At 72.1% G+C, this 26,108-nt stretch carries 21 protein-coding genes and 1 riboswitch; of the genes, 13 read left to right on the plus strand and 8 right to left on the minus strand.

What is annotated here, in order from left to right; genetic code table 11:
• Positions 1 to 498 precede the first annotated feature (498 nt).
• On the plus strand, positions 499 to 1,305 hold the full coding sequence (locus tag CFN78_RS16025; RefSeq protein WP_165777575.1) for a TIGR04222 domain-containing membrane protein: 807 nt from the start codon (positions 499 to 501) through the stop codon (positions 1,303 to 1,305).
• Positions 1,306 to 1,436: 131 nt separating this feature from the next.
• On the opposite strand, the gene CFN78_RS16030 is transcribed toward CFN78_RS16025, so the two are convergent.
• Positions 1,437 to 1,868, minus strand: a complete 432-nt coding sequence (locus tag CFN78_RS16030; RefSeq protein WP_094863627.1) for an FHA domain-containing protein — start codon at positions 1,866 to 1,868, stop codon at positions 1,437 to 1,439.
• 403 nt (positions 1,869 to 2,271) lie between these two features.
• Positions 2,272 to 3,189 carry a cobalamin-binding protein gene (locus tag CFN78_RS16035; protein WP_094863787.1) on the minus strand — a complete coding sequence of 306 codons (918 nt, stop codon included), beginning with the start codon at positions 3,187 to 3,189 and terminating at the stop codon, positions 2,272 to 2,274.
• A 375-nt stretch (positions 3,190 to 3,564) separates the two neighbouring features.
• On the opposite strand from CFN78_RS16035, the gene CFN78_RS16040 reads away from it, so the two are divergent.
• Positions 3,565 to 6,141: a LamG-like jellyroll fold domain-containing protein gene (locus CFN78_RS16040; RefSeq protein ID WP_420807890.1), complete on the plus strand. Its 2,577-nt coding sequence runs from the start codon at positions 3,565 to 3,567 to the stop codon at positions 6,139 to 6,141.
• A gap of 124 nt (positions 6,142 to 6,265) precedes the next feature.
• The gene (locus CFN78_RS16045) at positions 6,266 to 7,231 is read left to right on the plus strand and encodes a helix-turn-helix transcriptional regulator (RefSeq protein WP_240519491.1); all 966 of its coding nucleotides are present in this window, start codon (positions 6,266 to 6,268) and stop codon (positions 7,229 to 7,231) included.
• A 31-nt stretch (positions 7,232 to 7,262) separates the two neighbouring features.
• Here CFN78_RS16045 and CFN78_RS16050 read toward each other — a convergent pair whose 3' ends face one another.
• On the minus strand, positions 7,263 to 8,225 hold the full coding sequence (locus CFN78_RS16050; protein ID WP_094863629.1) for a DUF3048 domain-containing protein: 963 nt from the start codon (positions 8,223 to 8,225) through the stop codon (positions 7,263 to 7,265).
• A 106-nt stretch (positions 8,226 to 8,331) separates the two neighbouring features.
• Here CFN78_RS16050 and CFN78_RS16055 point away from each other — a divergent pair, with 106 nt between their 5' ends.
• The 7 genes from CFN78_RS16055 (at position 8,332) to CFN78_RS16085 (ending at position 16,505) form a co-directional block, all read left to right on the plus strand.
• Complete coding sequence (locus tag CFN78_RS16055; RefSeq protein ID WP_094863630.1) at positions 8,332 to 9,564, plus strand: serine hydrolase domain-containing protein; 1,233 nt, start codon at positions 8,332 to 8,334, stop codon at positions 9,562 to 9,564.
• A gap of 157 nt (positions 9,565 to 9,721) precedes the next feature.
• A riboswitch (cobalamin riboswitch) is annotated at positions 9,722 to 9,813 on the plus strand.
• A gap of 107 nt (positions 9,814 to 9,920) precedes the next feature.
• Positions 9,921 to 10,481: a hypothetical protein gene (locus CFN78_RS16060; RefSeq protein ID WP_094863631.1), complete on the plus strand. Its 561-nt coding sequence runs from the start codon at positions 9,921 to 9,923 to the stop codon at positions 10,479 to 10,481.
• On the plus strand, positions 10,481 to 12,016 hold the full coding sequence (locus tag CFN78_RS16065; RefSeq protein ID WP_094863632.1) for a prenyltransferase/squalene oxidase repeat-containing protein: 1,536 nt from the start codon (positions 10,481 to 10,483) through the stop codon (positions 12,014 to 12,016). The genes CFN78_RS16060 and CFN78_RS16065 overlap by 1 nt, the downstream gene beginning before the upstream one ends.
• Before the next feature lie 41 nt (positions 12,017 to 12,057).
• A complete protein-coding gene (locus CFN78_RS16070) occupies positions 12,058 to 12,897 on the plus strand; it encodes a hypothetical protein (RefSeq protein WP_094863633.1) in 840 nt (279 codons plus the stop codon).
• Between the two features lie 25 nt (positions 12,898 to 12,922).
• Entirely contained in the window at positions 12,923 to 13,999 is a 1,077-nt protein-coding gene (locus CFN78_RS16075) for a CbiQ family ECF transporter T component (protein WP_094863789.1), read from the plus strand.
• Positions 13,996 to 15,627 (plus strand): ABC transporter ATP-binding protein, encoded by a 1,632-nt coding sequence (locus CFN78_RS16080; RefSeq protein WP_094863634.1) that lies wholly within the window; start codon positions 13,996 to 13,998, stop codon positions 15,625 to 15,627. The genes CFN78_RS16075 and CFN78_RS16080 overlap by 4 nt, the downstream gene beginning before the upstream one ends.
• A complete protein-coding gene (locus tag CFN78_RS16085; RefSeq protein ID WP_094863635.1) occupies positions 15,624 to 16,505 on the plus strand; it encodes an ECF transporter S component in 882 nt (293 codons plus the stop codon). Before CFN78_RS16080 ends, CFN78_RS16085 begins: the two co-directional genes overlap by 4 nt.
• Here CFN78_RS16085 and CFN78_RS16090 read toward each other — a convergent pair.
• Together CFN78_RS16090 and CFN78_RS16095 are read right to left on the minus strand one after the other, a co-directional pair.
• Positions 16,482 to 17,534, minus strand: coding sequence for a FecCD family ABC transporter permease (locus CFN78_RS16090; RefSeq protein WP_094863636.1), 1,053 nt, complete (start codon positions 17,532 to 17,534; stop codon positions 16,482 to 16,484). The two genes, CFN78_RS16085 and CFN78_RS16090, sit on opposite strands and share 24 nt — an antisense overlap.
• Positions 17,531 to 18,577 (minus strand): FecCD family ABC transporter permease, encoded by a 1,047-nt coding sequence (locus tag CFN78_RS16095; protein ID WP_094863637.1) that lies wholly within the window; start codon positions 18,575 to 18,577, stop codon positions 17,531 to 17,533. Before CFN78_RS16095 ends, CFN78_RS16090 begins: the two co-directional genes overlap by 4 nt.
• 146 nt (positions 18,578 to 18,723) lie before the next feature.
• Between CFN78_RS16095 and CFN78_RS16100 the strand changes: the two genes are divergently transcribed.
• The 3 genes from CFN78_RS16100 to CFN78_RS16110 all read left to right on the plus strand — a co-directional run bounded on the left by CFN78_RS16100 (position 18,724) and on the right by CFN78_RS16110 (position 23,062).
• On the plus strand, positions 18,724 to 20,388 hold the full coding sequence (locus tag CFN78_RS16100; RefSeq protein WP_094863790.1) for an ABC transporter transmembrane domain-containing protein: 1,665 nt from the start codon (positions 18,724 to 18,726) through the stop codon (positions 20,386 to 20,388).
• Positions 20,385 to 22,151, plus strand: coding sequence for an ABC transporter ATP-binding protein (locus CFN78_RS16105; RefSeq protein ID WP_094863638.1), 1,767 nt, complete (start codon positions 20,385 to 20,387; stop codon positions 22,149 to 22,151). Before CFN78_RS16100 ends, CFN78_RS16105 begins: the two co-directional genes overlap by 4 nt.
• 89 nt (positions 22,152 to 22,240) lie before the next feature.
• On the plus strand, positions 22,241 to 23,062 hold the full coding sequence (locus tag CFN78_RS16110; RefSeq protein WP_094863639.1) for a pentapeptide repeat-containing protein: 822 nt from the start codon (positions 22,241 to 22,243) through the stop codon (positions 23,060 to 23,062).
• A gap of 28 nt (positions 23,063 to 23,090) precedes the next feature.
• Here the strand turns inward: CFN78_RS16110 and CFN78_RS16115 are convergent, their stop codons facing one another.
• The 3 genes from CFN78_RS16115 to CFN78_RS16125 all read right to left on the minus strand — a co-directional run bounded on the left by CFN78_RS16115 (position 23,091) and on the right by CFN78_RS16125 (position 26,101).
• On the minus strand, positions 23,091 to 24,125 hold the full coding sequence (locus tag CFN78_RS16115; RefSeq protein WP_094863640.1) for an iron-siderophore ABC transporter substrate-binding protein: 1,035 nt from the start codon (positions 24,123 to 24,125) through the stop codon (positions 23,091 to 23,093).
• A gap of 57 nt (positions 24,126 to 24,182) precedes the next feature.
• A complete protein-coding gene (locus tag CFN78_RS16120; protein ID WP_240519492.1) occupies positions 24,183 to 25,160 on the minus strand; it encodes an iron-siderophore ABC transporter substrate-binding protein in 978 nt (325 codons plus the stop codon).
• 101 nt (positions 25,161 to 25,261) lie between these two features.
• Entirely contained in the window at positions 25,262 to 26,101 is an 840-nt protein-coding gene (locus CFN78_RS16125; protein WP_094863642.1) for an ABC transporter ATP-binding protein, read from the minus strand.
• Positions 26,102 to 26,108: the final 7 nt, after the last annotated feature.

The following is a 26,108-nucleotide window of genomic DNA, read 5'->3' on the forward strand; positions in this document are numbered from 1 at the left end:
CCACTAACACCCGACACCTACAGCGCAGGGCCGCCACCGGCACCAGCCGGAGGCGGCCCTGCGCCACGTCCGACGGGTTCACACGCGTCCAACGCGGTCACATGGAACGATGGTGAGGTGGTGAACCTGCCATGGTTCGTTCGATCACCCAGCGGTGTTTGCCGAGCTCGTGCTCGACTCGACCCCCTCGCGGGCGGTCCGGACCTTAGTCGTGGCCGCACCTGACCGCCCCCGTGGTCGTCGAGCACATGAACGTGGACGACGAGGGCGCTTTCCGTCCGTCACCGCACGTACCCACCTCTGGGACGGAACATGTCGCTTTCCGGGCAGGAGAGTCGCAGCGCACGGTCCGGGTCCCCGTCATCAGACTGCTACGTTCCGACCCCGTCTGGGGCGGCGGTAGAGTTCGCCGGGGCATGCGGCTTTGTGCCTCGCCGGCTCGGTGGATCCCTATGCTCACGCCGGTATGTCCGGCGACATGGCCGTCAAGGAGTCCTGATGCAACGATGGGGTATCTCGGGTCCGCAGTTCCTGCTGTACTACCTGGTCGCCGTGATCGTCGGCTTGGCCGTGGCGTGGTTCGCCCGCAGATGGGCCAACAGGACCACTCCGGTCGAGCTTCCGTCCACTGTGGACTTCGCGGAGGCGGCGTTCCTCGCCGGCGGCACCGATCGAGTGGTCGAGGTGGCCGTCGCCCGGCTCGTCCACAGTGAACAGGTCACGGTGAACCGCAAGGGTGTGCTGTCCGCGCCGGGCGACCCGACCTCGGTCCACCCGATCGACCGGGAGGTCCACCACATCGTCCGCCAGCAGCCGGCAAAGGTCCATACGCTGCGGCGCCGACTCAGGGCGATGCCTCAGGTCCGGGCGTTGGCCGAACGGACGGCCGCCGGTCAACGCTCCCGGTCGCCGCGTGAGCGGGCGACGTTGAAGTACGCCTCGCTGGCGTTGCTGTGTTTGGTGGTCGCGATCGGTGTGACTCGCGTGGCCACCGACATCGCCGACGGCGAATCGGTCGTTTACCTTTTTTTCACGGTTGTCGTCAGCATGGCCGTCGTCCCGGCGTTCCATATTGTGGTCTGGTCGCTGCCCATCCGCACGCACCGCACGAACCCGGTGGTGGCACTGGCCGCCCGTCAACTCGACGGCGTCGACCGGGTCGCGGTGTCCGGACTGGCCGCCTATCCGGACGACAGGTTGCGCGAGACGCTTGTCGCGTCGGCCGCCCAGCCCAAGAAGAAGGTCCGCTACCACCAGCCCGAGACCCCCATCGACTACGACGCGGGCCGAGAGTGGAGCGGCTGAGCCTCACGCGACAGCTCGCGGTCCGTTGATCGAGAGATCACGCAAATATCGTCAAGGGCAACCGCGCCACAAGGCACCGCAGGGCCGTCCCCGGTCATGGGGACGGCCCTGCGGTGCGTTGGTGCCGAGGCTCAGGCTTCCGGCAGGTGGAAGCTGAGCCGGAACTTGCCGATCCAGATGACGTAACCGTCGGCGAGCTGCGCGCGGTCGACCGGTTGCCGGTTCACATAGGTGCCGTTGAGTGAGCCGGTGTCGACTATGACGTAACCGCCGCCCTCTTCCCGGACCTCGGCGTGCCGCCGGGAGACCGTGGAGTCGTCGAGCACGATGTCGCATTCCGGATGCCTGCCGAGGCTCGCCCGGCCGGCGGTGAGTTCAAAACGTTCGCCCTGGAGCGGTCCTCGTGTGACCACCAGTGCCGCGCTGGTCACCGGCAGCGAGACCGGGACCTCCGGCTCGGCGACAGGCGGTTGTGCCGCGGCTCCGGCGGGATGCGGAATCAGCCTGCTCGTGGGTTCGATCGGGCTGATGGCTCCGTCGGGCGTGTCATAGCTGCTGTCCATGGTGGAACCTCCACCTCCAGTATTGCCGAAAATGGTCTCGTCGCGGCGGGATTCCCGGTGAGTGCCTGGCCACGTGGACGTCGACGGTGACGATCAGCGACGGCGACGGGTATGAGCGGATGATCGATGAAGGAGGCACTATGGCACAGGTTGGCGCGGCGCGGGAGCCTGCCAGCCCGGCCGACTTCGGTACCGTGCTGATGCACGAGCATGTCCGTGCTGGGCGAGGTGGTCTCGTCCCCCCGGGACGGAGGGCCCCTGGTCGCTCACCTCCGCGCGCACCGCTGACCCCGCCGGTGACCACTGTGGACGGCCGCGGACCGCGTCGGCGAGTGTCGGCGACTGGCCGCGCCGGCGAATTCACCCGCGGGACCGGGTGCGATGAGTGGATCGCGATCCGGGGTCAGGCCTCGTCGATCCGCCGGGCTTCGTCCGGGGTGACCGGAGGATGGGCGGGTACGCCGTGCAGCACGTGGGCGAGCACTTCCACGCCACGTACCACGCGGGGTCCTGGGCGGTTGAAGTACGCCGGGCCGTCCAGCACCCACACCTCGCCCGAGCGGACGGCGGGCAGGCCGGTCCAGCTGGGCAGCCGCGTCAGCAGGTGGGTCTCGGTGAACGTCCGCTCCGGCGGGAAACCGCAGGGCAGCAGAAGAAGCACGTCCGGACGAGCGTCGAGCACGCGCTGCCACGACATCGGCTCGGTGTGTTCGCCCGGCACGGACAGCAGCGCGGCTCCGCCCGCCGAGGTGATCTGCTCGGGCACCCAGTGCCCGGCGGGCCACAGCGGGTCCAGCCATTCGATCGCCACGACCCGGGGCCGCGGCCTGCCCGCCACGCGTCGCCGCACGGTCCGCAGTCTGCTTTCCAGCGCGGCGATCCGCGTCGCCGCGACCTCCGGCACGCCGAGCGCGTCACCGACAGCTCCGAGACAGTCCAGTACGCCGGCGAGTGTGCGTGGTTCCAGGCTGAGTACCCGGATGCCCGCGTCGAGCATCCGTACCGCCTCGGACACCCGGCGGTAGGAGACCGCGCAGACCTCGCACAGATCCTGGGTGAGTACCAGATCCGGAGCGAGATCCGCGAGCAGCTCGGTGTCCAATGTGTACAGAGCTGAGCCTCCGTGTGCCGCACCGCCGACCGCCGCGGAGATCTCCCTGCTGCCCAGTACGCGATCGTCGACCTCGCTCGCGGTAACCACCGGGACCGCGCCGACGGACGCTGGCCAGTCGCACTCGTGCGTCCGGCCGACGAGGTCCTTCGCACGGCCGAGCTCGGCGACGAGGTCCGTCGCGGCGGGCAGCAGGGACACGATGCGCACCCGCACAGCGTAGGCGGACACGTCCTGAGCGACAGTCGCGATGTTGATTCATGTTTAGTACATGACGGTTCGTGACGAAGCGCCCTCCTGCGGGGCGGGGCAACGGTGCCGGGTGGCGCGAACTGGACGCCACCTGACGCGGGTTTCGTCCAATCGGGTGGTCGATACATGCTGGTGACGGCGATGCGGTGACCGCCAGTCGCGGAACTGTTGATTCGTGAGCGTTGTTGGTTGCATGTGTTGACATCGCGTATCCGTTTTGGGTGAGATAGGTCATGTGCCGGCGCGGGTGCGATTTCGGGGTTCCGTGAATCTGCTCCGGCACCCCGGCGCCAGCGCCCGCTGGCGCGCTCCCGCCGAGAAGGGTGTCCGACTGTGCTCTCCCGTGCTCTGTCGACTCGACGGCGTAGACGCCGTGGTCCCCTCACCGCCGTGTTCACCGCCGCATCCGCCGCGCTGCTGCTCGTCGCCGGGTCTCCCGCCGTGGCGGCACAGGCGGATCCGGTGTGGCAGATGGGTGACGCCCGCCTGCCGACCCCGTGGACCGACCAGGTCTCGCCCGACAACGCGCTGCCCGAGTACCCCCGCCCGCAGCTCACCCGGCCGCAGTGGCAGAACCTCAACGGCGTCTGGGAGTTCGCCGGGGCGGCGGCCGGCGACGCCCCGCCGTTCGGGCAGCCACTCGGCGAGCGGATCCTGGTGCCCTATCCGGCGGAGTCGGCGCTGTCCGGCATCCAGCGGCACGAGGACAACATGTGGTATCGCCGGACGTTCGAGGTGCCCGCGGACTGGAAGGTCGCCGCGGAGAAGAACCCGGCCGAGCGGGCTGCGGGTGGTGAGGCCGGGGCCAACCGGCTGAAGCTCAACTTCGGTGCGGTCGACTACGACGCGGTCGTCTACGTCAACGGCACCGAGGTCGCCACCCACCGGGGCGGCTTCGGCGCGTTCTCCGCCGACGTCACCGACGCCCTCACCGATTCCGGCCCGCAGGAGATCGTGGTCGGCGTCGAGGACCGCACGGACGCCACCTGGCAGCCGGTCGGCAAACAGCGCAACGTGCCCGACCGCGGCATCTTCTACGAGGGCGCGTCGGGCATCTGGCAGACCGTGTGGATGGAACCCGTTGCGGCCGCCTCCGTCGACGATCTCGGCATGGTCCCCGATCTGGAGACCTCCACCCTCGGGCTCACGGTGAACGCCGCGAACGCGGGTGAGGCGACGACGGTCGAGGCGGTGGTCAAGGACGGCGACACCGTCGTCAGCGCCACCGAGGGCAAGCCGGGCGAGCAGCTCGACCTGCCGGTGCCCGAGGCGAAACTGTGGTCACCGGACTCGCCGTTCCTCTACGACCTCGAGGTCGTGCTGAAGGACGGTGGCGAGGCCACCGACACCGTCACCTCTTACTTCGGCATGCGCGAGATCGGCACCACCACCGGCGCGGACGGCAAGCTCCGGATGACGCTCAACGGCGAGATCCTCTTCCACATGTCCACTTTGGACCAGGGCTACTGGCCGGACGGCATCTACACGGCGCCCACCGACGAGGCGCTGAAGTTCGATCTGGAGCAGCACAAGGAACTCGGCTTCAACACCGTCCGCAAGCACATCAAGACCGAACCCGACCGCTGGTACCACCACGCCGACAAGCTGGGCCTGCTGGTGTGGCAGGACATGCCCGCGATGAAGACCGGTGGCAGGCCGCCGGTCGACGCGCAGCAGCAGTTCGAGACCGAGCTGGACGAGATCGTGGCGGAGAAGAAGAACTGGACCTCGGTCATCGGCTGGGTGCCGTTCAACGAGGGCTGGGGCGAGTGGTCCAAGGACGACTCCGGCCGGATCGCCGACGAGGTCAAGGCACAGGACCCGTCGCGGCTTGTCAACGCGCACAGCGGGGTCAACTGCTGTGACTCGCTCGGCGACTCGGGCAAGGGCGACGTCATCGACTGGCATCAGTACACCGGCCCGGCGACACCGACTCCCGACGCCAACCGGGTGGCGATGGACGGCGAGCACGGCGGGTACGGCCTCGAGGTGGAAGGACACATGTGGTTCGGCGAGGGCGGCGCCTACGAGATGGTGCCGGACAAGCCGACCCTCACCAGCCGCTACGTGGAGAACCAGCAGGCCGTGCTCGGCGCCGCGCAGAGCTGCGGCATCAGCGGGGCGATCTACACGCAGATCACCGACGTCGAGCACGAGGTGAACGGCTTCTTCACCTACGACCGGCAGGTGGAGAAGATGGACTTCGCACAGGTGCGGGCCATCAACGAGCAGATCATCGCGGAGTCGGACGGTAGTGGTACCGGGGCGCCGGATCCCGGCCCCGGTACGCCTGGCCTGCAGGGCGTCAACGCCTATCCCTTCGACGAGGGCACGGGTACCACCGCGGCGGACGCGGCCGGCGGCGCCGACGCCACGCTGACCAACGCCGAGTGGGCAGAGGGGGTCGACGGGGGCGCGGTGTCGTTCGCCGGTGACGGCCAGGCCGACGCCGGCGCGCCGCTGGTCGACACCGCGGGCAGCTACACGGTCTCGGCCTGGGCGAAGCTGGACGAGACGGGCACCGCGTTCCAGACGGTGGCCAGCCAGGATTCCGGCAACGCCAGCGCGTTCTTCCTGCAGTACTCGGGTGCGGACGAGCGCTGGGCGATGAGCTTCGTCGGCCAGCGGGCGCTCTCGCCGGAGAAGCCGGAACCCGGCCGCTGGTACCACCTCACCGGCGTCCGCGACGCCAAGGCGGGCACGCTGGATCTCTATGTCGACGGGCAGAAGGCGGCGACGACGAGTACCTGTGCGGCACCCGAGGCGACCGGCAGCACGGTCGTGGGCCGTGGTGAGTTCGGCGGCGAACCCGTCGACTACCTCCGCGGTGACGTCGACGACGTGCGCGTCTTCGACCGGGCGCTGCCGCCGGAGGAGATCGCACAGCTCGCCACCCCGAGCGGCGAGTAGTCACCGGGGGAGGGGCGGAGCCGGGAAGATCCGGGCTCCGCCTCTCCCCGTTTTTTGACACGGCAACGACTTCCGCTGCCGCGGGGCCGTCGCCGGGTGCCGCGGCCCGTGGCACGCTCGTGACGTGAACGGACCGAGTGAACGGATGCTGCGGCTGCTGTCGCTCCTGCAGACCGGGCGCGACTGGGCGGGCGCCGAGCTGGCCGCCCGGCTGGAGACCTCGCCGCGCACCATGCGCCGCGACATCGAGCGGTTGCGCGAACTCGGCTATCCGGTGGAGTCCGTACCGGGACCGGGTGGCAGCTACCGCCTGGTCGCCGGCAGCGCGATCCCGCCGCTGCTGTTCACCGACGAGGAGGCCGTGGCGGCGGTGGTGGGCCTGCGATTCGCCGCGCTCGCCCAGATCGACGGCGATCCCGGCGCCGCCGAAGGTGCCCTGCGCAAGCTGGAACAGGTGCTGCCCTCGCGCCTGCGGTACCGGATGGCGGCGCTGCAGCGGTCGACACACGTGGTCTCCAGAGCGGTCCGCTCCCTGGATCTCGGCGCGCTGCAGCGGCTCGCGGTGGCCATCCACGCGCACGAGCACGTCCGGTTCGGGTACACGACCCGAACCGGTCAGGAGGCCACCCGCTCGGTGGAGCCGTACCGGCAGGTGCTGCTCGGCAGGCACTGGTACCTGCTCGGCTGGGATCTGCACCGGGCGGACTGGCGCACGTTCCGGCTGGATCGCATCGCCGGGCTCACCGTGCCGGGGACCTCGTTCACGCCGCGTGAGCCACCCGGGGACGAGTCGGTGAGCTTCGTGCAGGAACCGGGCGGGCCGGGCAACGGCAAGCGGGGCGTCGTGCGTTTCACCGCGCCGCTCGCCGTCGTGGCCGGGCGGCTGACCGCCGAGGCCGGGACGTTGGAGGCGATCGACGAACACAGTTGCCGCTACGTGACCGCGGCCGAGTCGTGGGAGTGGCTGGCGATGGCGCTCGCCGTGGTCGGTGTGCCTTACTCGATCGACGGGCCGCCGGAACTCGTGGAAGCGTCGAGGACCCTGGCCGTCCGCATCGCCGATGCCGCGGGCGGGCGGGCACCGGGCTGAGCCGCCGCCCGATCGTGCGCGTCGGCGCCGTTCACGCGGGAACGAGCAGCACCCACACCGGCCCCTCGGCGAACGGCACCACCGAGCCGTTCGCGTCGCGGAACACGGTGGGCGACCCAGGATCGGGCCGCGACCAGGTGCCGTCGAACCGCAGCCCGTCCCGCAGTACGACGGCATCGCCACCGCCGATCGTGACGGCCACCGGGGAGGCGTTGCCCGCCGCGTCGTCGGGTGCCGCACCCGGCGCTGTGGTCACCCGCTGCTCCACCACGGTCGCGGGGGCGACGGGGCCGGAATCGGTGGAGACGACCGGCTCGCCGTCCATCTCGACCAGCCACCGCGCCGCCTCCGGTGACCAGCGGAGGGTGAAGGAGGCCGCCGGGTAGGCGACGTCGTGCCGATCGGCCCGGGTGCCGCCGTCCGGGGCGGGCCCGTCCTCCCGGGGTGGCGCACCGGGTCCGGGGCCGGGCAGGTCGGCGGGCCGGACGAACAGGTCGTGCGGCGCGCGGCGGGCCGGATCCCGGTAGTAGGCGCCACCGGTGTCCTCCGGCGCGGCGCCGGTCAACGGTGCCGCACGCAGCGCGGGCAGCGTCTCGGGCGCGGCCCCGGAGTAGGCCAGCACCGGATTTCCGTACTGGGCCAGGATGTCGACGTCGGTGAGGCGGGCGGAGCGTACCGGGCCGACCGTGTCGGGCAGCTCGCCGTCGTAAATCGCCATGAGGCGGGTGAATCCACCCTCCACCGGTTCCACATAGACCGTGTCCGCGGCACCGATCCCGGTCTGCGGGCGGGCGGGCGGGACATTGTCGATCTTCACCGCGACCACGCCGGGCAGCGCGGGCGAGCCGGGGATCCCGGGCGCCGCCGGGCCGCCGGTGACCGGAGGTGGCGCGGGCTCGGGGCCGCCGTTGAGCAGCACGACGGCGCCGGTGATCGCCGCGGCCCCCAGCAGCACGGCGAGCGCGAAGCGCAGCCATTCCCATTCCGATCGCATGCCCCGACCACCCCGTTCCGGTCACCGTCGCGGCCGGGACGAGTCTACGTCCGGCGCCGCTTGCGCCTATCGTGGCGACGGTCGACGAGGAACGAGGAGGTCCGGCGTGACGGAACTGAAGGTGGACACCGAGCCCGGTGAGGTCGGCTTCGACGCGGACAGGCTCGGCCGGATCGACACGCACTTCCGCCACTACGTCGACGAGGGCAGGCTGCCCGGCTGGACGGTCGCGGTGACCCGGCACGGGCGGGTCGCGCACCTGAGCCACTACGGCCGCCGCGACACCGAGGCCGACCTTCCCGTCACCGAGGACACGCTGTGGCGCATCTACTCGATGACGAAACCGATCACCTCCGTCGCGGCGCTGATGCTGTACGAACGCGGCGCCCTCCAGCTCACCGACCCGGTGTCGCGCTACATCCCCTCGTTCGCCGACGTCCGCGTCTACCAGGCGGGGTCCGCGCTCAACGCGGCCACCGTCCCGGCCACCGAGCCGGTGCGCGTCTGGCATCTGCTCACCCACACCGCCGGGCTGACCTACGGCTTCCACCACGCGCACCCGGTGGACGAGATGTACCGCACGGCGGGTTACGAGTTCGACGTGCCCGCCGGGACCGACCTGGCCGCCGCCTGCGACGGGTACGCCGCGCTGCCGCTGCTGTTCCAGCCGGGCACCGAATGGAACTACTCGGTGGCCACCGACGTGCTGGGCCGGGTGGTGGAGGTGGCCTCCGGCATGCCGCTGGACCGGTTCTTCGCCGAGGAGATCTTCGCCCCGCTGGGCATGACCGACAGCGCGTTCTCCGTCGGCCCGGCCGATCTGCACCGCCTCGCCGCCCTGTACGTACCGGACCCGGCGGGTGGGCTGCGCCGCAACCGGACGCTGGCGGAGGCCGCCACCTCGCCGCGTACGTATCTCAGCGGCGGCGGGGGTCTGGTGTCCACCGCCGCCGACTACCACCGGTTCACCCAGATGCTGGCCAGGGGCGGTGAACTGGACGGCAGCAGGCTGCTGGGCAACCGAACCGTCCGGTACATGACCCGCAACCACCTTCCCGGCGGTGCGGACCTGGAGACCGTGGGCCGGCCGATCTTCGCCGAGGCGACGTTCCCCGGCGTCGGCTTCGGCCTCGGCGTGTCCGTGGTGATCGACGAGACGCCGGGCAAGGTGCTGGCCAGCCGCGGCGAGTACGCCTGGGGCGGCCTGGCCAGCACGGCGTTCCAGATCGACCCGGCCGAGGGCACCACGGCGATGTTCTTCACCCAGCTCATGCCGTCGAGCACCTACCCCATCCGGCCGCAGTTGCGGACTCTGGTCAACCAGGCCCTGGTCGACTGACACCGGCCCGCGCCGGAGGGAGAACCCGCTGCCGGCGCGGTTCTGCGGCATTCCGGTGACAGCCTGTGCTGTGACGCTGATCTGCTTCCCGATCGTCACCCGGCTGAGTTAATCTCTGGCCGGGGTCGCCGTGTGGCGACCTCTGCGAACCCGCCTGGGGGAAGCCGGTGAGACACCGGCGCTGACGCGCAGCCGTATGCGGCACCACGGATCGTTCCGGTCCGTGCTGATCCGTGAGCCGGAATGCCCAGCGGGATTCGCGGTCCGGTTCACTGTCGCGATTCGCAGTGCGGGCCCGAACGGCTCGTGCGCGGGCCGGTCCGGGCTGCGAGTCGCCGCCCGCGAAAGGCACCCGCATGACTCGGCGCGCGCTCGCCCTGTTGCTTCCCCTGTTCGCCTCGGTCCTGGTGACCGCCACCCCGGCCGCGGCCACCCCGGCCGCCTCCCCGGCTGAAGCCACGCTCGCGTGGACCGAGGGCCCCTGCCCCGGGACCACCGGCGTCACCGTGGTCGCCGACCTCGCCGCCTTCCCCGGCGGTTCGGTCGTCCGCCGTTGCGACACCGGAACCCCGGCCACCGCGTTCGCCGCGCTGACAGACGTCGAGCTGGCCCCCGAGCACGGCACCGGGGAGGGCGAGACCGGACCGTACGAGTACCTGTGCCGGATCGACGCGCTGCCAGCCACCGCCGACGACTCCTGCGCCGGTTTCGCACCGGACGCGCCCTACTGGGCCTTCTGGGTACCGGACACCACGACCGCGAACTGGGGTTACGCCGAGGAGGGCGTCGATACCTACGCCCCGGCGGCCGGTGTCGTGCTGGGCTTCTCCTTCGGCGCGGGCACGGCCTCGGACCCGAACGAGATGAGCCTGACGCTGGCGCAGGCCAAGGACCCGAACTGGACCCCGGGTAGCTGATGGGCTCGGTCACCGCCTTCTCGGCATACCGCGGCCGGATCCGCCCGCGTGCCGCCGTCGTACTGGCGGCGGCGCTGCTCGCGGGCGGATCCTCCGTTCCGCTGGCCGCTCCGGCGGCCGCGGAGGTGTCCGGCCAGGCCTCCGGTGCGGCCGTGTTCCTCGAACGCGAACTCACCCGGCTCGGTCACAGTTTTCCTTCCACCACACCGGGAACGGTGGACGGCGGCCTGGTCGCCGACACCCTGATCGGCCTGCACGCCGCGGGCCGCACCGGGGAGACGTTCAGTGCCACCACGGACAAACTGCGCGGCACGTACTACAGCGCCACCGTGCGCACCTCCGGTCTGACGGCCAAGTACCTGATGGTCGCCCGGCGAGCCGGGGTCGACCCGGCCGAGTGGGGCGTGGACTCGGCGAAGCAACCGGTCGACCTGGTCGCCCGGCTCGCCGGGACGCTGGACGAGGGTGGCCGCTACCGCAACCTCAACGCCGGGCCGTACGACCCGAAACGCGATCTCTCCAACGTCTTCTCCCAGTCGCTCGCGTTGATTGCGATGCACGAGCAGAATCCGGGAGCGGGCCAGGAGGCCGCGATCCGGTACCTGGTCCGTCAGCAGTGCCCCGGCGGCGGGTTCCGCGCCGCGCCCCCGTCCGCCGACGTCGGCTCGACGTGCACCTCGGCGGAGGCGAACGGCGGTGTCGACTACACCGCCATGGCCGTATGGGCCCTCGCGGAGACCGGCGGCGACCCCGCTGCCCTGCACGAAGGTCTCGACTGGCTCCGGGCGAACCAGCAGGACGACGGTGGCTTCGTCGCCGAGGGCGCGTCCAACGCCAACAGCACCGGCCTCGCCGCGCTCGCGCTGACCAAGGCGGGCGAGCGCGACGCCGCCGGTCGCGCCGCGGGCTGGATGGCCTCGGTGCAGGCGCCCGCCGACAGCGCGGAGCCCGCCGTGACCGGCGCGGTCGCCTACAACGCCGAGAAGTACCTCGAGATGACCAGGGATCCGGCCGCGTTCTGGTCCGGCACGTCCCGGCAGGACCAGCTCCGCCGGGCGACCGCCCAGGCCGTCCTCGGCCTGTCCGCGACCCCGCCCACCGACATCCCGGCCCCGCCCACCGACGGGGACGGTGGCACACCCGGCCCCGCGCCGGGCGGTACGCCGCCCCCCGGAGGCGATGGCGCGGAGGTCACTCCCGAGACCAGGACCGCGGCCCTCGACGCGGCCTCGGTGAGCACCGCCGCCGCCACCGCGGCAGTCACCGCCGCGGCGAACCGGGCGGCGGCCGGGGCCGCGGTCGCCGCCCCGCCGCCCGCGGCGCCCCCGACGGTGCCCGCGCCCGGCATGCCCGCCGAGCGCGCGCCGGGTGGTGTGGAGTCCGTCGGCCGCGCCGATCCGCTGCCCGCGGCGGACGGCGGTTTCGGTGCCTTCCTGCGCGGCCCGTGGGGGATCGCCTCCTCGGTACTGCTCGGGTTCGCCGTCGCCGGAGCGGGATACTTCCTCGCGGTCCGCCGCCCGGGTGGCCGAGGGTGACGCGGGAAACCCCTACGGGGCAAGGAATCCGGTCGGGCGCGATGCGGGGCCTCGTCGCGGTGGCGGTGCTGCTGGTGTCCTCGGCGCTGCCCGCGTCCGCGATCGACCGAGGGCGCGGCACCCCTGGTTACTGCGCCGACGCGAACGGCGTGACGGTCGTCGTCGACTTCCAGCGGCTCGGCGGGGACGTGGTCATCCGCTGTTCGCCGGGAGTGCAGGACAGCGGGCTGGCCGCGCTGCAGAACGCGGGCTTCGAGGTGTCGGGTACCGACCGCTGGGGCCCCGCGTTCGTGTGCAGGCTGGAGGGCAGGCCCGCCGCCGACACCGAACCGTGCATCGACACCCCGCCCGCCGACGCGTACTGGTCCTACTGGCACGCGCCCAACGGCGGTGGCTGGACCAGCAGCCAGTACGGCCTGATGAACCGGACGCCACCGCCCGGCACCTTCGAGGGCTGGTCCTTCGCCGAGGACCGCGGCGAGAACACCGGTGCGGCACCGCGTATCGCGCCGGTGCGGCCCGGTCAGCCGGTGGGGCCACCGCCGCCACCGGAGGCGCAGAACGGGGTCATCCCGGGGCGCGAGGGCCCGCCGCGGGATGACCAGCCGGAACCCGCACCGACGCAGGCGGCTCCGGACGCGCCGCCATCGGCACAGCCGGCATCCCCGATGGCAACCGCTCCGCCGTCCACCTCGGCGGCCGTGGAGGACCCGGTCGGCGGGGTGGCCCCGGGCGGTGTCGCCTGGACGGGCGGCGAGGCGCTGCCCGCGGCGGACACCGGCGGCTTCCCGTGGGGCGCCCTGATCGGCGGTCTCGGCGCACTCGTCCTCGGCAGTGCGGCGGGCATCCTCGCCCGGCGGCGCCGGCGTGCACGCTCCTAGGCCCCGCCCGGCCCGCGCCGTCCGGCTGCCGAGGGCGCTGCACCCGGCCGCGTGGTGGATCTGGGCGCTGGCGCTCGCCGCGGCGGCCAGCCGCACGACGAACCCGATTCTGCTCGGCCTGATCATCGCGATCGTGCTGCTGGTGGTGACCGCCCGCCGATCGGACGCACCGTGGGCGCTGGCGTTCCGGCTCTACGTCTACGCCGCGATCTTCGTGGTGGTCATGCGAATCCTGTTCCGGATCCTGGTCGGCGGTCAGGACGGCGGGCACATCCTGTTCTCCCTCCCGGAGATCCCGCTGCCGGACTTCGCGGCTGGCATCACGCTGCTCGGCCCGACCTCCGCCGAGGAGCTGCTCGGCGGCTTCTACGACGGGCTGCGACTGGCGACCATGCTGCTGTGCGTCGGTGCGGCGAACGCGCTCGCCAACCCGAAGCGGCTGCTGAAGGCCGTACCGGGCGCGCTCTACGAGGTGGGCACGGCAGTCACCGTGGCACTGTCGGTGGCCCCCCAACTCGCCGAGAGTGTCCAGCGGGTGCGCAGGGCGAGGCGGCTGCGGGCGGGCAGGCAGCGCGGGATGCGGGCGCTGAAGGCCATCGTGATCCCGGTGCTGGAGGACGCCGTCGACCGCTCGCTGATGCTGGCGGCGGCGATGGACTCCCGGGGTTACGGTCGTCGCGGGTACCTCCCGGTGCGGACGCGGCTGCTCACCGGCGGCTGCGTGCTGGCCGGGCTGCTCGGGGTGTGCGTGGGTGTCTACGGCGTACTCGACGGCACCTCGGGCGCTCTGGGCGTGCCGCTGCTGCTGGCCGGCCTCGTGCTCGCCACCGCGGGTTTCGTGCTGGGCGGCAGGCAGGTGCGGCGCAGCCGGTACCGGCCGGACCGCTGGCGGCTCGAGGAGATCGCCGTCGTCGTGGCCGGGGTGGGCGCCTGCGCGCTGCTGTTCGTCACCGGCTCCATCGACCCGGCCGACCTGTATCCCTCGCTGAGCCCGTTGCGCTGGCCGGAACTGTCGCTGCCGCAGGCCGGGTCGCTGCTGCTCGGTGTCCTGCCCGCGTGGTGCGCGCCGCCGCCGGCCGATCTGGTGAAGGTACCCGCATGATCGAGTTCTCCCACGTGAGCGTCACCTATCCGGACGGGGACGGCCCCGTTCTGTCCGATGTGGACTTCGTGATCCCGGAGGGGGAGCTGTGCCTGGTGGCGGGGCGGACCGGTACCGGCAAGTCGACACTGCTCGGTGCCGTCAACGGTCTGGTGCCGCACTTCACCGGCGGGCATCTGCGCGGCAGCGTGCGGGTGGGCGGGCAGGACACCGCGCAGGCGCCGCCGCGTGAGTTCGCCGAACTCGTCGGCGTCGTCGGGCAGGACCCGCTGGCCGGTTTCGTCACCGACACCGTCGAGGAGGAACTGGCCTATGGCATGGAGCAGCTCGCCGTGCCCGCCGAGGTCATGCGCAAGCGGGTCGAGGAGACCCTGGACCTGCTCGGCATCGCGGAACTGCGTAACCGTCCACTGAGGACACTGTCCGGCGGGCAACAGCAGCGGGTCGCGATCGGCGCGGTGCTCACCGCGCACCCGGCCGTGCTCGTGCTGGACGAACCCACGTCCGCGCTCGACCCCACCGCGGCCGAGGACGTGCTCTCCGCGATCACCCGCCTGGTGCACGATCTCGGCACCACGGTGGTCGTCGCGGAGCACCGGATGGAACGGGTGGCCCAGTACGCCGACACGATGCTGTACCTGCCCGGCGACCGCACGGTCCGGTACGGCCCGCCTGCCGAGGTCCTGCGGACCTCCGAGGTCGCGCCGCCGATCGTCGAGCTGGGCAGGCTCGCGGGCTGGTCGCCGCTGCCGCTGTCGGTACGCGACGCCCGCCGGGTGGCCGGGCCGCTGCGCGAACGCCTCCGGGACGGTTCCGCCGCCGCCGGCATCCGCGGCGCCGCGGGAACCCCGCGGGCCCAGGGTGGCGAGGCCCTGGCGGCGAAGGACATCGTCGTGCGGTACGGCGAGGTCATCGCCGTCCGCGGGGTGGAACTGCGACTTCGTCGCGGCCAGATCACCGCCATGATGGGGCGCAACGGTTCCGGGAAGTCCTCCCTGCTGTGGGCGCTGCGGGGAGGGCGGCGAGACGGCGGCTCGGTCACCGTGGACGGGGCCGATCCGCGTCGGCTCGGCGCCCGCCGGGCCCGTGAACTGGTCGGCCTGGTGCCGCAGACACCGGGGGACCTGCTGTACCTGAACACCGTGCGGGCCGAGTGCGCGCAGGCGGACGCCGAGTCCGGGGCCGAACCCGGATCCTGCCGCGCGCTGCTGGACCGGCTCACCCCCGGAGTCGACGGTGAGCGGCATCCGCGGGATCTGTCCGAGGGGCAGAAGCTCGCCCTGGTGCTGGCCGTCCAGCTCGCCGCCGCCCCGCCGGTGATGTTGCTCGACGAGCCGACCCGGGGACTGGATTACCACGCGAAACGAGAGTTCGCCGGTGTGCTCGCCGACCTCGCCGCCCGCGGGCACGCACTGGTCGTCGCGACACACGACGTCGAGTTCGTGGCGACGGCGGCCGACCGGGTGGTGGTGCTCGCCGAGGGCGAGATCGTCGCCGACGGCAGCACGCCGGAGGTCGTCGTCGCCTCCCCGGCCTTCGCCCCGCAGGTGGCGAAAGTGCTGGCACCACTGGAATTCCTCACCGTCGCCGAGGTCGGCGCTGCGCTCGAAACGGAGCCGGGCCGATGAGCGAGCGCGGCTTCCTCGGCAACGCCGGGGCCATCCGCATCACCGCCCGGTCCGGGCTGGTGCTGACTGTCGCGGCCGTTCTCGGCATGGCGATGTTCCTCTGGCCCCTGTTCGCCGCCCCGTCCGCCGACGCGGGCGCACACGTCGCCGACGCGCCGTTCGTGTTCATGCTGACGCTGCCCGTCCTCGTCCTGATCGTGCTCGCGGAACTGTCCGGTGGCGGGCTCGACTCCAAGGCGCTCGCCATGCTCGGCGTGCTCTCCGCGATCAACGCCGGACTGCGGCCGCTGGGCGCGGGCACGGCGGGCATCGAGACGGTGTTCTTCCTGCTGGTGCTGGCGGGCCGGGTGTTCGGGCCCGGATTCGGCTTCGTGCTCGGCTCCACGTCGTTGTTCGCCTCGGCACTGCTCACCGCGGGCGTCGGGCCGTGGCTGCCGTTCCAGATGCTCTCGTCCTCACTGATCGGACTCGGCGCGGGCCTGCTGCCGAGACGGCCCCGCGGCCGGTCCGAGATCGCGATGCTCGCCCTCTACGGCGTGCTGGCCGCGTACTTCTTCGGGTTCGTGATGAACATGTACTCCTGGCCGTTCCTCGCCGGGACCGATCTGGCCGGCGACACCGGCGGTCTCGGGTTCGTTCCGGGCGCCCCGCTCGGCGAGAACCTGCACCGGTTCTTCGTGTACTCGCTGCTGACCTCGACGCTGGGCTGGGACACCGGCCGGGCGCTGACCAACCTGGCGGCCATCCTGCTCGTCGGGCCCGCCATCCTGGCCACCCTGCGCCGCGCCGTGCGCAGGGCCGCGTTCGGCGCCCCGGTGACCTTCGACCCGGAGGGCCCGGCGATCTCAGCCCCCTCAGCCCACCGTCCGCCGCGCTGATACCCATCCGGATGCCTTGCGGCGCAACCACTCCCCGCCGAGCAGCCAGATCAGGTAGAGGCCGCCGATCGAGCCGGTGGCGATCCCCACGGGCAACTGAGTGCCGGGGAAGAACTGCTGCACCATGACGTCGCCGACGACCAGCAGCACGGCACCCATCAGCGCCGAGGGCACGATGCCCGGCCCGGACGCGCCGGCGAGCCTGCGCGCCAGGTGCGGGGCGGCGAGCGCGACGAACGCGATCGGCCCGGTCAGCGCGGTCGCCACCGCCGCGAGCGCCACGCTCACCAGCAGCAGCAACAGCCGGGTGCGGTGCACCGGCACACCGAGCCCGGCCGCGACCTCGTCGTGCATCTCCAGCAGGGACAGTCTTCTGGCGTGATAGAGCGCCACGGGCAACAGGAGCACGAGGGCGCCGCCCATGATCAGCACGTGCTCCCAGTCGCGCAGGTTCAGGCTGCCGGTGCGCCAGGCCTGCGCGGCCAGCGCGTCGTAGATCGAGGCCCTGCTGATCAGGAAGTCGTTGAACGCGAACAACATCGCCGAGACCCCGATGCCCACCAGCACCAGCCGGAAACCGTGCAGACCGCGGCGGAACACGAGCAGGTAGATCACCAGTGCCGTGCCCATGCCGCCGGCGAAGGCGCCGAGTGAGACGTCCGCCATCGCACTGCCACCGCCGATGATCGCCAGCAGCGCACCCGTGGTCGCGCCCGCGGTGATGCCGACGAAGTCCGGGCTGCCGAGCGCGTTGCGTGTCAGGCTCTGCATGAGCGCGCCGCTGATCGCGAGCCCGGCGCCGACCAGCACGGCGGTCAGCGTGCGCGGCAGCCGCAGCCCGGTGATCACCTTCTGGTCGCGGACCGGGCCGTTGCCGGTGAGCGCCGCCAGCACCTCGCCGGGGGAGAGCCCGAGCCGCCCCACCGACATCGACAGGAGCGCGAGGACCAGCAGGATCACCAGCAGCGCCTGTCCCGCCAGTACGGCGCGCCTGCGGCCGCGCGCCGCCGTCCTGGCCACCGTCGTCATGCGCCGGTCAGCTTCCGGCGCAGGCAGAGCGCGATGAACACGGGCGCGCCGAGGAACGCCGTGACGATCCCGACCTGCATCTCGTCCGGCGCGATGACCAGCCTGCCGATGGTGTCCGCGCCGACCATCAGCATCGGGGCGAGCACCACCGAGTACGGCAGGATCCAGCGGTGGTCCGGGCCCGCGATCATGCGTGCCACCTGGGGCACGGCCAGCCCGATGAACAGGATCGGGCCCGCGGCCGCCGTCGCCGCCCCGCACAGCACGGTGACCGCCACGGCACTGAGCGCCCGGATCGTGGTCAGGTTCACGCCGAGCGCGCGGCCGGTGTCGTCGCCGAGCGCGACGGCGTTGAGCGCGCGTGACAGTGGCAGCGCGAGCAGGATGGCCGCCACGATGAACGGCGTCACCGGACCCAGCACGTCGGTCTGCCTGCCGGCGAGGCTGCCGATGTTCCAGAACCGGAACTCGTCGAACGCCCGCGGATCGAGGAGCAGCACGGCTGAGTTGAACGCCAGCAGCACGGCGGTGACGGCGGCACCGGCGAGCACCAGCCGTTCCGGCGAGTGCAGGCCGCGGCCGCCCGAGCCCAGTGCGTATACGAGGGCGGAGGCGACCGCGGCCCCGCCCATCGCGAACCACACGTGCCCGGTGACGCTGCCGACGCCGAGGAAGGCGATGGCCGAGACCACCGCGGTGGACGAGCCCATCGTCACGCCGAGCAGGCCCGGATCGGCCAGCGGGTTGCGGGTGAGCGCCTGCATCAGCGCCCCGGCCAGGCCGAGTGCCGCTCCGACCAGCATGCCGAGCACCACCCGGGGCAGCCGGACCTCGCGGATCGTGACGGCCTCGACCGAGCCGTCGTTGCCGAGCAGCGCGGACACGGTGTCGCCGAGCGAGATGTCCGCGAAGCCGAGGCCGACACTGGCCAGGGCGATCAGCACGAGTGCCAGCACCGCCAGCACCAGGCCCGCGGCCCGCGCTCCACCGGCCGTACCGCCTGTCCCGGGCCGGGTGCGCGCGGACGGGGCGTCGATCACCATGGGGCGCCGCTCCCGTGTACCGCGATGCCCGGACGTCGAACCATCGCCTTAGCGTAGCCTTACCTGCCGGTGGTTCTGGTCGCCGGTCGAAGGAGGCGCGTGCGGTGGGAGAACGTTCCCCTGAGGCCCGTGCCGTCCTGCGCGACATGGTCGCCGGGCAGCGCGGCCGTGTGCTCGCCAGTTCCCTGCTCTCCGCCGCGCACCAGTCCGGCGAGGCGCTGGTGCCGGTCATCATCGGGGTGGTCATCGACATCGCCGTGAGCCGTGGCGAGGTGGGTCCGCTCCTGCTCTGGCTCGGGATACTGGCCGTGGTGTTCGCCGTACTGTCGTTCAGTTTCCGCTTCAGCCTGCGGGTGGGGGAGCGAGCCGTCTTCGAGGGCGAGCACGGTCTGCGGATGCGGCTTGCCGGGCGGGTGCTCGACGCCCGGGGCGGAGCCGAGGCGGGCAGGCTGCCGGGAGCGCTCGCCAACGTCGCCACGAGCGACGCGCAACGGGTCAGCACGGTGAACTTCGCGATCCCGCTCGCCGTCGCCGCGCTGGCGGGTCTGCTGGTGGGCGCGGTGGCGCTGCTGCGTGTCTCGGTGGGTCTCGGCGTGCTGGTGCTACTGCTGACCCCGCTCCTGCTGCTGCTCGCCCGCGTACTCGCCGCCCCGCTGGAACGGCGCAGCGACACCGAGCAGGAGCGTGCGGCCACCGCCTCCGGTGTCGCCGCGGACCTGGTGTCCGGTCTGCGGGTGCTGAAGGGCATCGGCGCCGAGCGCGCCGCGGCCGACCGCTACCGCGAGGTCAGCGGTGACTCGCTGGGCGCCGCCGTCCGGGCCGCGCGGGCCCGGGCCTGGCTGGACGGCTCGATGCTGGCCGTCACCGGCATCGCGATCGCCGTGGTCGCCCTGATCGGCGGCCGGATGGCGGTCGCGGGTTCCATCTCGGTCGGCGAGTTCGTCGCCGCGGTCGGGCTCGCACAATTCCTGCTGTGGCCCCTGCTGACGTTCTCCCAGGTGGCCGGGCATCTCGCACGAGCACGGGCCTCCGCGGCCCGGGTGGCCGACGTGCTCGCCGCTCCCGCGGCGGCCGTCGCGGGCACCGCGGCACCCGCCGACCCGGTCCGCGGGTCCTTGGCGCTGCACGCGGTGTCCTGCCGGTCCGTGCACGAGCTGACGTTCACCGCGGGGCCGGGGGAGTTCCTCGGCGTGATGGCCACCGACCCGGCCGACGCGGACGCCCTCGTCGACTGCCTGATGCGAGAGACCGAACCGGCGGCCGGGACGATCACGCTGGACGGGGTGCCGGTGCGGGAACTGGACCTGACGGCGTCCCGTGCGACGATCGTCGTCGCCGAGCACGCCGCTCATCTTTTCGAGGGGACCGTGGCAGGCAACATCGCGCCCGGCGGTGGCCGGACAGGGGAGCCCGGGGCGGGTCCGCTCCGGAGCGCGCTCGCCGCCGCACGGGCCGACGAGGTGATCGAGGCGCTGCCCGAGCGAGCGGACACCGTCGTCGCCGAACGCGGCGGGTCGCTCTCCGGCGGGCAGCGGCAGCGGATCGCGCTGGCGCGGGCGCTGGCCGCCGACGCGCCGGTACTCGTGCTGCACGAGCCGACCACGGCCGTGGACGCGGTGACCGAGGGCGAGATCGCCGAGGGTGTCCGGAACCTGCGGGCCGGTCGAACGACCATCGTCGTCACCGGCAGCCCGGCGCTGCTGGCCGCCGCGGACCGGGTCGTGCTGCTCGACGGCGGCCGCATTGTCGCCGAGGGCACCCACAACGAACTGACCGCGGACGACCGCTACCGGGCGAGCGTGCTGGCATGAGCCCGGCCGACACGGCGCTGCTGCCGACCGCCACCCCCGCTCGCACCTTCGCCGCGGTCCGCGCGTCCTTGCGGCCGTACCGGGTCCGCACCGCCGCGGCCGCGCTCGCCATCCTCGTCAGCACCGGGGCGGGCCTGCTCATCGCACCGTTGCTCGGTGTCGTCGTGGACCTGATCGCCGAGGGCGGGGCCGCCGAGGCGATCATCCTGCCGGTGGTGCTGATCGCGGTGGCCGCGTCCATTCAGGGCGTCGTCGCCGCGATCGGGGCGGGAATGATCGCCCACCTGGGTGAGACGGTACTGGCGCGACTGCGGGAACGGTTCGTCGAGCGGGCGCTCGCACTGCCGCTGGAGCGGATCGAACTGGCCGGATCCGGTGATCTCACCACCCGGGTCACCCGGGACATCTCGATCGTCGGCGAGGCCGTGCGCGGCGCACTGCCGGTGCTGCTGCGCTCCGGCCTGACGATCGTGCTCACCTTCGTCGCGATGGCCGTGCTCGACTGGCGGTTCCTGCTCGCCGCCCTGCTCGCCGTGCCGGTACAGCTCAACACCGTGCGCTGGTACGCGGGTCGCGCGCTGCGGGTCTACGCCGAGCAGCGGGTCGCGGTCGGGGTCCAGCAGCAGCGCCTGCTCGGCTCGGTGGAGGGCGCCCGCACGGTACGGGCGTTCCGGCTCTCCGGCGGGCACCTCGACGACATCGGCGCACGCTCGTCGTCGGCGGTCGCCCTCTCGTTGCACGGAACTCGGCTGGTGACCCGGTTCTTCGGCAGGCTCAACCTCGCCGAGTACATCGGCCTCACGGCGGTGCTGGTGATGGCGTTCGTCCTGGTGGGCAACGGTTCGGCGACGGTGGGCACGGCAACGGCGGCCGCGTTGTACTTCCACAGCCTGTTCAATCCGGTCAACGCGGCGCTGGCCATCGCCGACGATGCCCAGTCGGCCGCGGCCAGTCTCGCCCGCCTGGTCGGGGTCACCGAACTCGCCGACACCGCGGGCGGAGCACGGGGGACCTCCACCTCCTCGGCGGCGGTGAAGCTCGCCGGCGTCGGACATTCCTATGTAGACGGTCATCCGGTGGTGCGCGGGGTCGACCTCGATCTGGCGGCCGGTGAACTGGTGGCGGTGGTCGGCGCCAGCGGGGCCGGCAAGACGACGCTGGCGAAGCTGGTCGCCGGGGTGCACCGGCCGACCGAGGGTTCCATCCTGGTCGACGGTGTCCCGCCGGCCGACCTGGATCCGGACGCGGTGGCCGGCACGGTGGTGCTGGTGACCCAGGAGGTGCACGTCTTCGCCGGGCCGCTGGCCGAGGACCTGCGACTGGCGCGGCCCGCTGCCACCGACCAGGAACTGCGCTCCGCACTGTCCACTGTGGATGCTCTCGGCTGGGCGGAGGCCCTGCCGGACGGCCTCGGCACCGTCGTCGGCTCCGGTGGGCACGGCCTGACGGCGACCCAGGCGCAGCAGCTCGCCCTGGCCAGGCTGGTGCTCGCCGATCCGGCGGTGGCCGTGCTGGACGAGGCCACCGCGGAAGCGGGAAGCTCCGGCGCCCGCGCGCTGGAGCGGGCAGCCGTGGCCGCACTGCGCGGCCGGACCGGCCTGGTCGTGGCGCACCGGCTGACGCAGGCCGCGGTGGCCGACCGGATCGTCGTCATGGAGCACGGCCGGGTGGTGGAGACCGGTACGCACGAGGAACTGGTCCGCGCGGGCGGCCGTTACGGCGAACTGTGGGCTGCCTGGGCGGACACCCGGGCAGGGGACTGAGGCACCGCCCGGGAAGGAAACCGGTGGACGTGGCCGGGCGGCCGGACTCTACTGTGGACGTTGCCCGTGTGGGAAGGAGACCCGCGACCGTGTCCGAGCACCCCACCGCCACCGGTCGTCCGGAGCTGCGGGCGGACTGCGCGAACTGCTTCGGGTTGTGCTGCGTCGCGCTGGCCTTCACCGCCTCGGCGGACTTCGCGATCGACAAGGAGGCGGGGGAACCCTGCCACAACCTGCTGCCGGACTTCGGCTGCGGTATCCACAGCAGGTTGCGGCAGGAGGGTTTCCCCGGCTGCACCGTCTACGACTGTTTCGGTGCCGGGCAACAGGTGTCCCAGGTGACCTTCGCCGGACGCGACTGGCGGCGGGACCCGGACAGCGCGCCGCTCATGTTCGCCGCGCTGCCGATCATGCGCCAGCTCCACGAACTGCTCTGGTACCTGAACGAGGCGCTCGGCCTGGAGTCGGCCCGCCCGCTGCGCGCGGACCTGCGCCGCTCACTCGCCGAGACGGAGCGCCTGACCGGACTCGACGGTGGCGCGCTCGTCGAACTCGACGTGGCCGCCCACCGGGCCGGGGTGAACGCGCTGCTGCTGCGGGCAAGCGAACTGGAGAGGTCCGGAATCCGGCGCAGGGGCTCCGACCGCGCCGGCGCCGACCTGATCGGCGCCTCGCTGCGGGGGGCGTCCCTGCGTGGGGCCAGCCTCCGGGGTGCCTACCTGATCGCCGCGGACCTGCGCGGCGCGGACCTGCGTTCGGCCGATCTGATCGGCGCGGACCTGCGGGACGCCGACCTGCGCGGCGCCGACCTGGGCGGCTGCATCTTCCTCACCCAGGCGCAGCTCAACGCCACCAAGGGAGACGCCACCACGGTCCTGCCGCCCTCGCTGGCCCGGCCCTCGCACTGGTAGTGCGGGGCCGGGCCAGCGCGAGCCGGGCTCAGGCCTGGCCGGCCAGCATCGGTACGAGCTGGTCGATGGCGTACGGCATGCTCAGCACCGTGCCGAAGGAGACCGCCGCGCCCAGTGGCGGGTCCGAGTACGGGATGAACAGGTCGCGGTTCTCGGTGACGACCTTCAGCTTGGCGTACAAAGGATCCGCTTCGACGCGCTGTTGCATCGCCGTGTCCGAGGCGAGCCAGACGAGGCGGTCGACGTCCATCAGCGGCAGTCCCTCGGAACCGACCTCGGTGGCGTTCTTCTCCTTCGGCAGGTCCATAAGCTGTTGCGGCGCCTGGAAACCGAGGTCCAGCATGAACTGCAGCTTGGGGTCGTGCCCGGCGAAAGCGGAGTAGACACCGGGCTCGAAGCTGTCCGCGACCACCATGGTCTGCTCGGCGAACTCCGGATGCTGCTGCCGGGCCGCGGCGAACTTGTCCTCCACGCCCTTGATCAGCCCCTCCGCCTCGGTGGCCTTGCCCATCGCGGTGCCGATCGCGCGGGTCATGTCCCGCCACGGCGCCGCGTAGTCGGCGAAACCGGTCGGCTGAGCGACGACGGGGAAGAACTCGGAGAGCTTGTCGTACTGCTCCTTGGTCATCCCGCTGTACTGGGCGATCACCACGTCCGGCTGCAGTTCGATGATCTTCTCGATGTCGAAGTCGTCGCGCTCGCCGACGATCTCCGGCTGCGTGCCGTTCCACTTCTCCTGCTGCCAGGGGTACACGCCGAACGGACGCTCCTTGAACCAGTCGACCGCGCCGATCGGCTTCACGCCCAGCGCGAGCGCGACCTCGTGATCGGACAGGCCGAGGGTGACCACGCGGTCGGCCTTGGTCACCTCGGTGGAGCCGTACTTGTGCGTGATCGTCACCGGCAGCGTCCCGCCGGACCCGGAGGCCTCCGGCTGCTGCTCGCCGCCCGAGCCGCCACAGGCGGCCAGCAACGTGCAGGCGAGCGCGGCCGCCAGCAGGCGGGCCGCCCTCCGTCCGCCGCCGTGGCGCCGCTGCGTGGTGGGCGCGCCGGATGTGTGCATGGTGTTCCTTCCTGCCGGGGCGGCGAGAACGTGTCAGCGCCGGGGTTCCGCGTTCGTTCAGGCCGCCGGTGCGAGCGTCTTCGCGAACAGGGGCGTGGCGTTGTCGATGGCCCACAGGGTGCCGAGGGTGGACGCGCTGGAGAACGCCGAGAGCAGGGTCTCGTCCTCGAGCAGCAGCAGATTCCCGGCCTTCGCGGACGGGATCTGGTTGAGCACCTGGTCCGAGCGCAGGGCGGCGGGGTCACCGCCGATCGGGAAGACGACCGTCAGATCGGCGCTGAGCAGTTCGATCTGCTCCCGGGAGAGATCGGCGTAGAAGTTGCCGTTCGACAGCGCCTGGATCTCCGGTTTGTTGACGAAGCCGAGGCTCTCCATCAGGTCGACGCGCGAGTCGCCGCGCACATAGCCGCCGTACTTGTCCGCGTAGTACGCGCCCACCCCGACGGTCTTTCCGGCGAACTGGGGGTTGGCGGCCTTCGTGCCGGCGATCTTGGCGTCCACCTCGCCGATCAGCCGGGCGCCCTCGTCGGGCTTGCCCAGGGCGGAGGAGACCATCTCCATCTGCTGGCGCCAGGTCGTGCCGTAGGAGACCACGCCTTCCGGCGGTCCGATCGTCGGCGCGATCTTGCTGAGCTCGTCGTTCTTCTCCTTGCTCGCGTCCGAGCGGGTGTTGAGGATCAGATCCGGATTCAGACCGGAGATCTGCTCGTAGCTGAGTTCGGTGGTGCCGAGGATCTGCGGCGGAGTCGTGTAGCGCCCGGCCGCCCAGGGGCCGACGCCCTCGCCGCCGAAGGCCAGCCAGTCGCTGGCGGCGATCGGCTGCACGCCCAGCGCCAGCGCGGCCTCCGCGTCGGACCAGCCGAGGGCGATCACCCGCTTCGGCTGCTCGGGAGCGGTGACCGAGCCGAACATGGTGTCGATGGTTGCTCCGGCAGGCGCGGACTCCTCCTCGACCTGGCCGCAGGCGGCGAGCGTGACCACGCTCAGTGCCACCGCCGCGAACGCTGTGATTCGACGCCGCATTCGTTTGGTCACGGGAACTCCTGTCCAAGTTTTAGGTAAGGCTAACCGTAAGTCACCCGATCGGATCCGTCACTGTGCGCTTGGTCAAACCTGACCAGCGGTTCGCGGTGCGTTCAGCCCGCGCGCTCCGCGCCACCGTTCGCGGTGATCTCCCGGCCGACGTGATGCCTGCCGATGGGCACGATCATCGGCGTCCGGGAGACCGGGTCCTCGACGATCTCGCAGCGCATGTCGAACACGCGCTCGATGGTCGGCGCGTCCACCACGTCCGAGGGCGCGCCCTGCGCGACGATCTCGCCCTCGCGCATCACGATGATGTGGTCGGCGTAGCGGCAGGCGAGGTTGAGGTCGTGCAGCACCACGACGACCGTGCTGCCGTCGGTGCGGTTCAGGTCCGTCAGCAGGTCCAGCACCTCGACCTGGTGGCTCACGTCGAGGTACGTCGTCGGCTCGTCCAGCAGCAGCAGATCGGTTCGCTGGGCGAGCGCCATCGCGATCCACACCCGCTGACGCTGTCCGCCGGAGAGTTCGTCGACCGGGCGCGCGGCGAGTTCGATCGTGTCGGTGGCGACCAGCGCCTGCGCCACCGCCTCGTCGTCGGCCGGCGTCCAGCGGCGGAACCAGCCCTGGTGCGGGTACCGGCCGCGGCCCACCAGGTCGGTCACCGAGATGCCCTCAGGGGCGACCGGCGACTGCGGCAGGATGCCGAGCACGGTGGCGACCTCGCGGGTGGGCATCGAGCGGATGTCGCGCCCGTCGAGGTAGACCGTTCCGGAGGTCGGCGTCAGCAACCGCGCCAGCCCGCGCAGCAGGGTCGACTTCCCGCAGGCGTTGGGGCCCACGATCATCGTGACAGCGCCGGGCGGGACCTCCATCGACAGTCCCTTGACGACCTCGCGGTCGTCATAGCCCAGCCGTAAGTCACTCACCCGCAGGGTGTGCTCAGCACTCATCGGTTTC

The organism is Amycolatopsis antarctica (genome assembly GCF_002262875.1).
Lineage (GTDB): Bacteria > Actinomycetota > Actinomycetes > Mycobacteriales > Pseudonocardiaceae > Amycolatopsis > Amycolatopsis antarctica.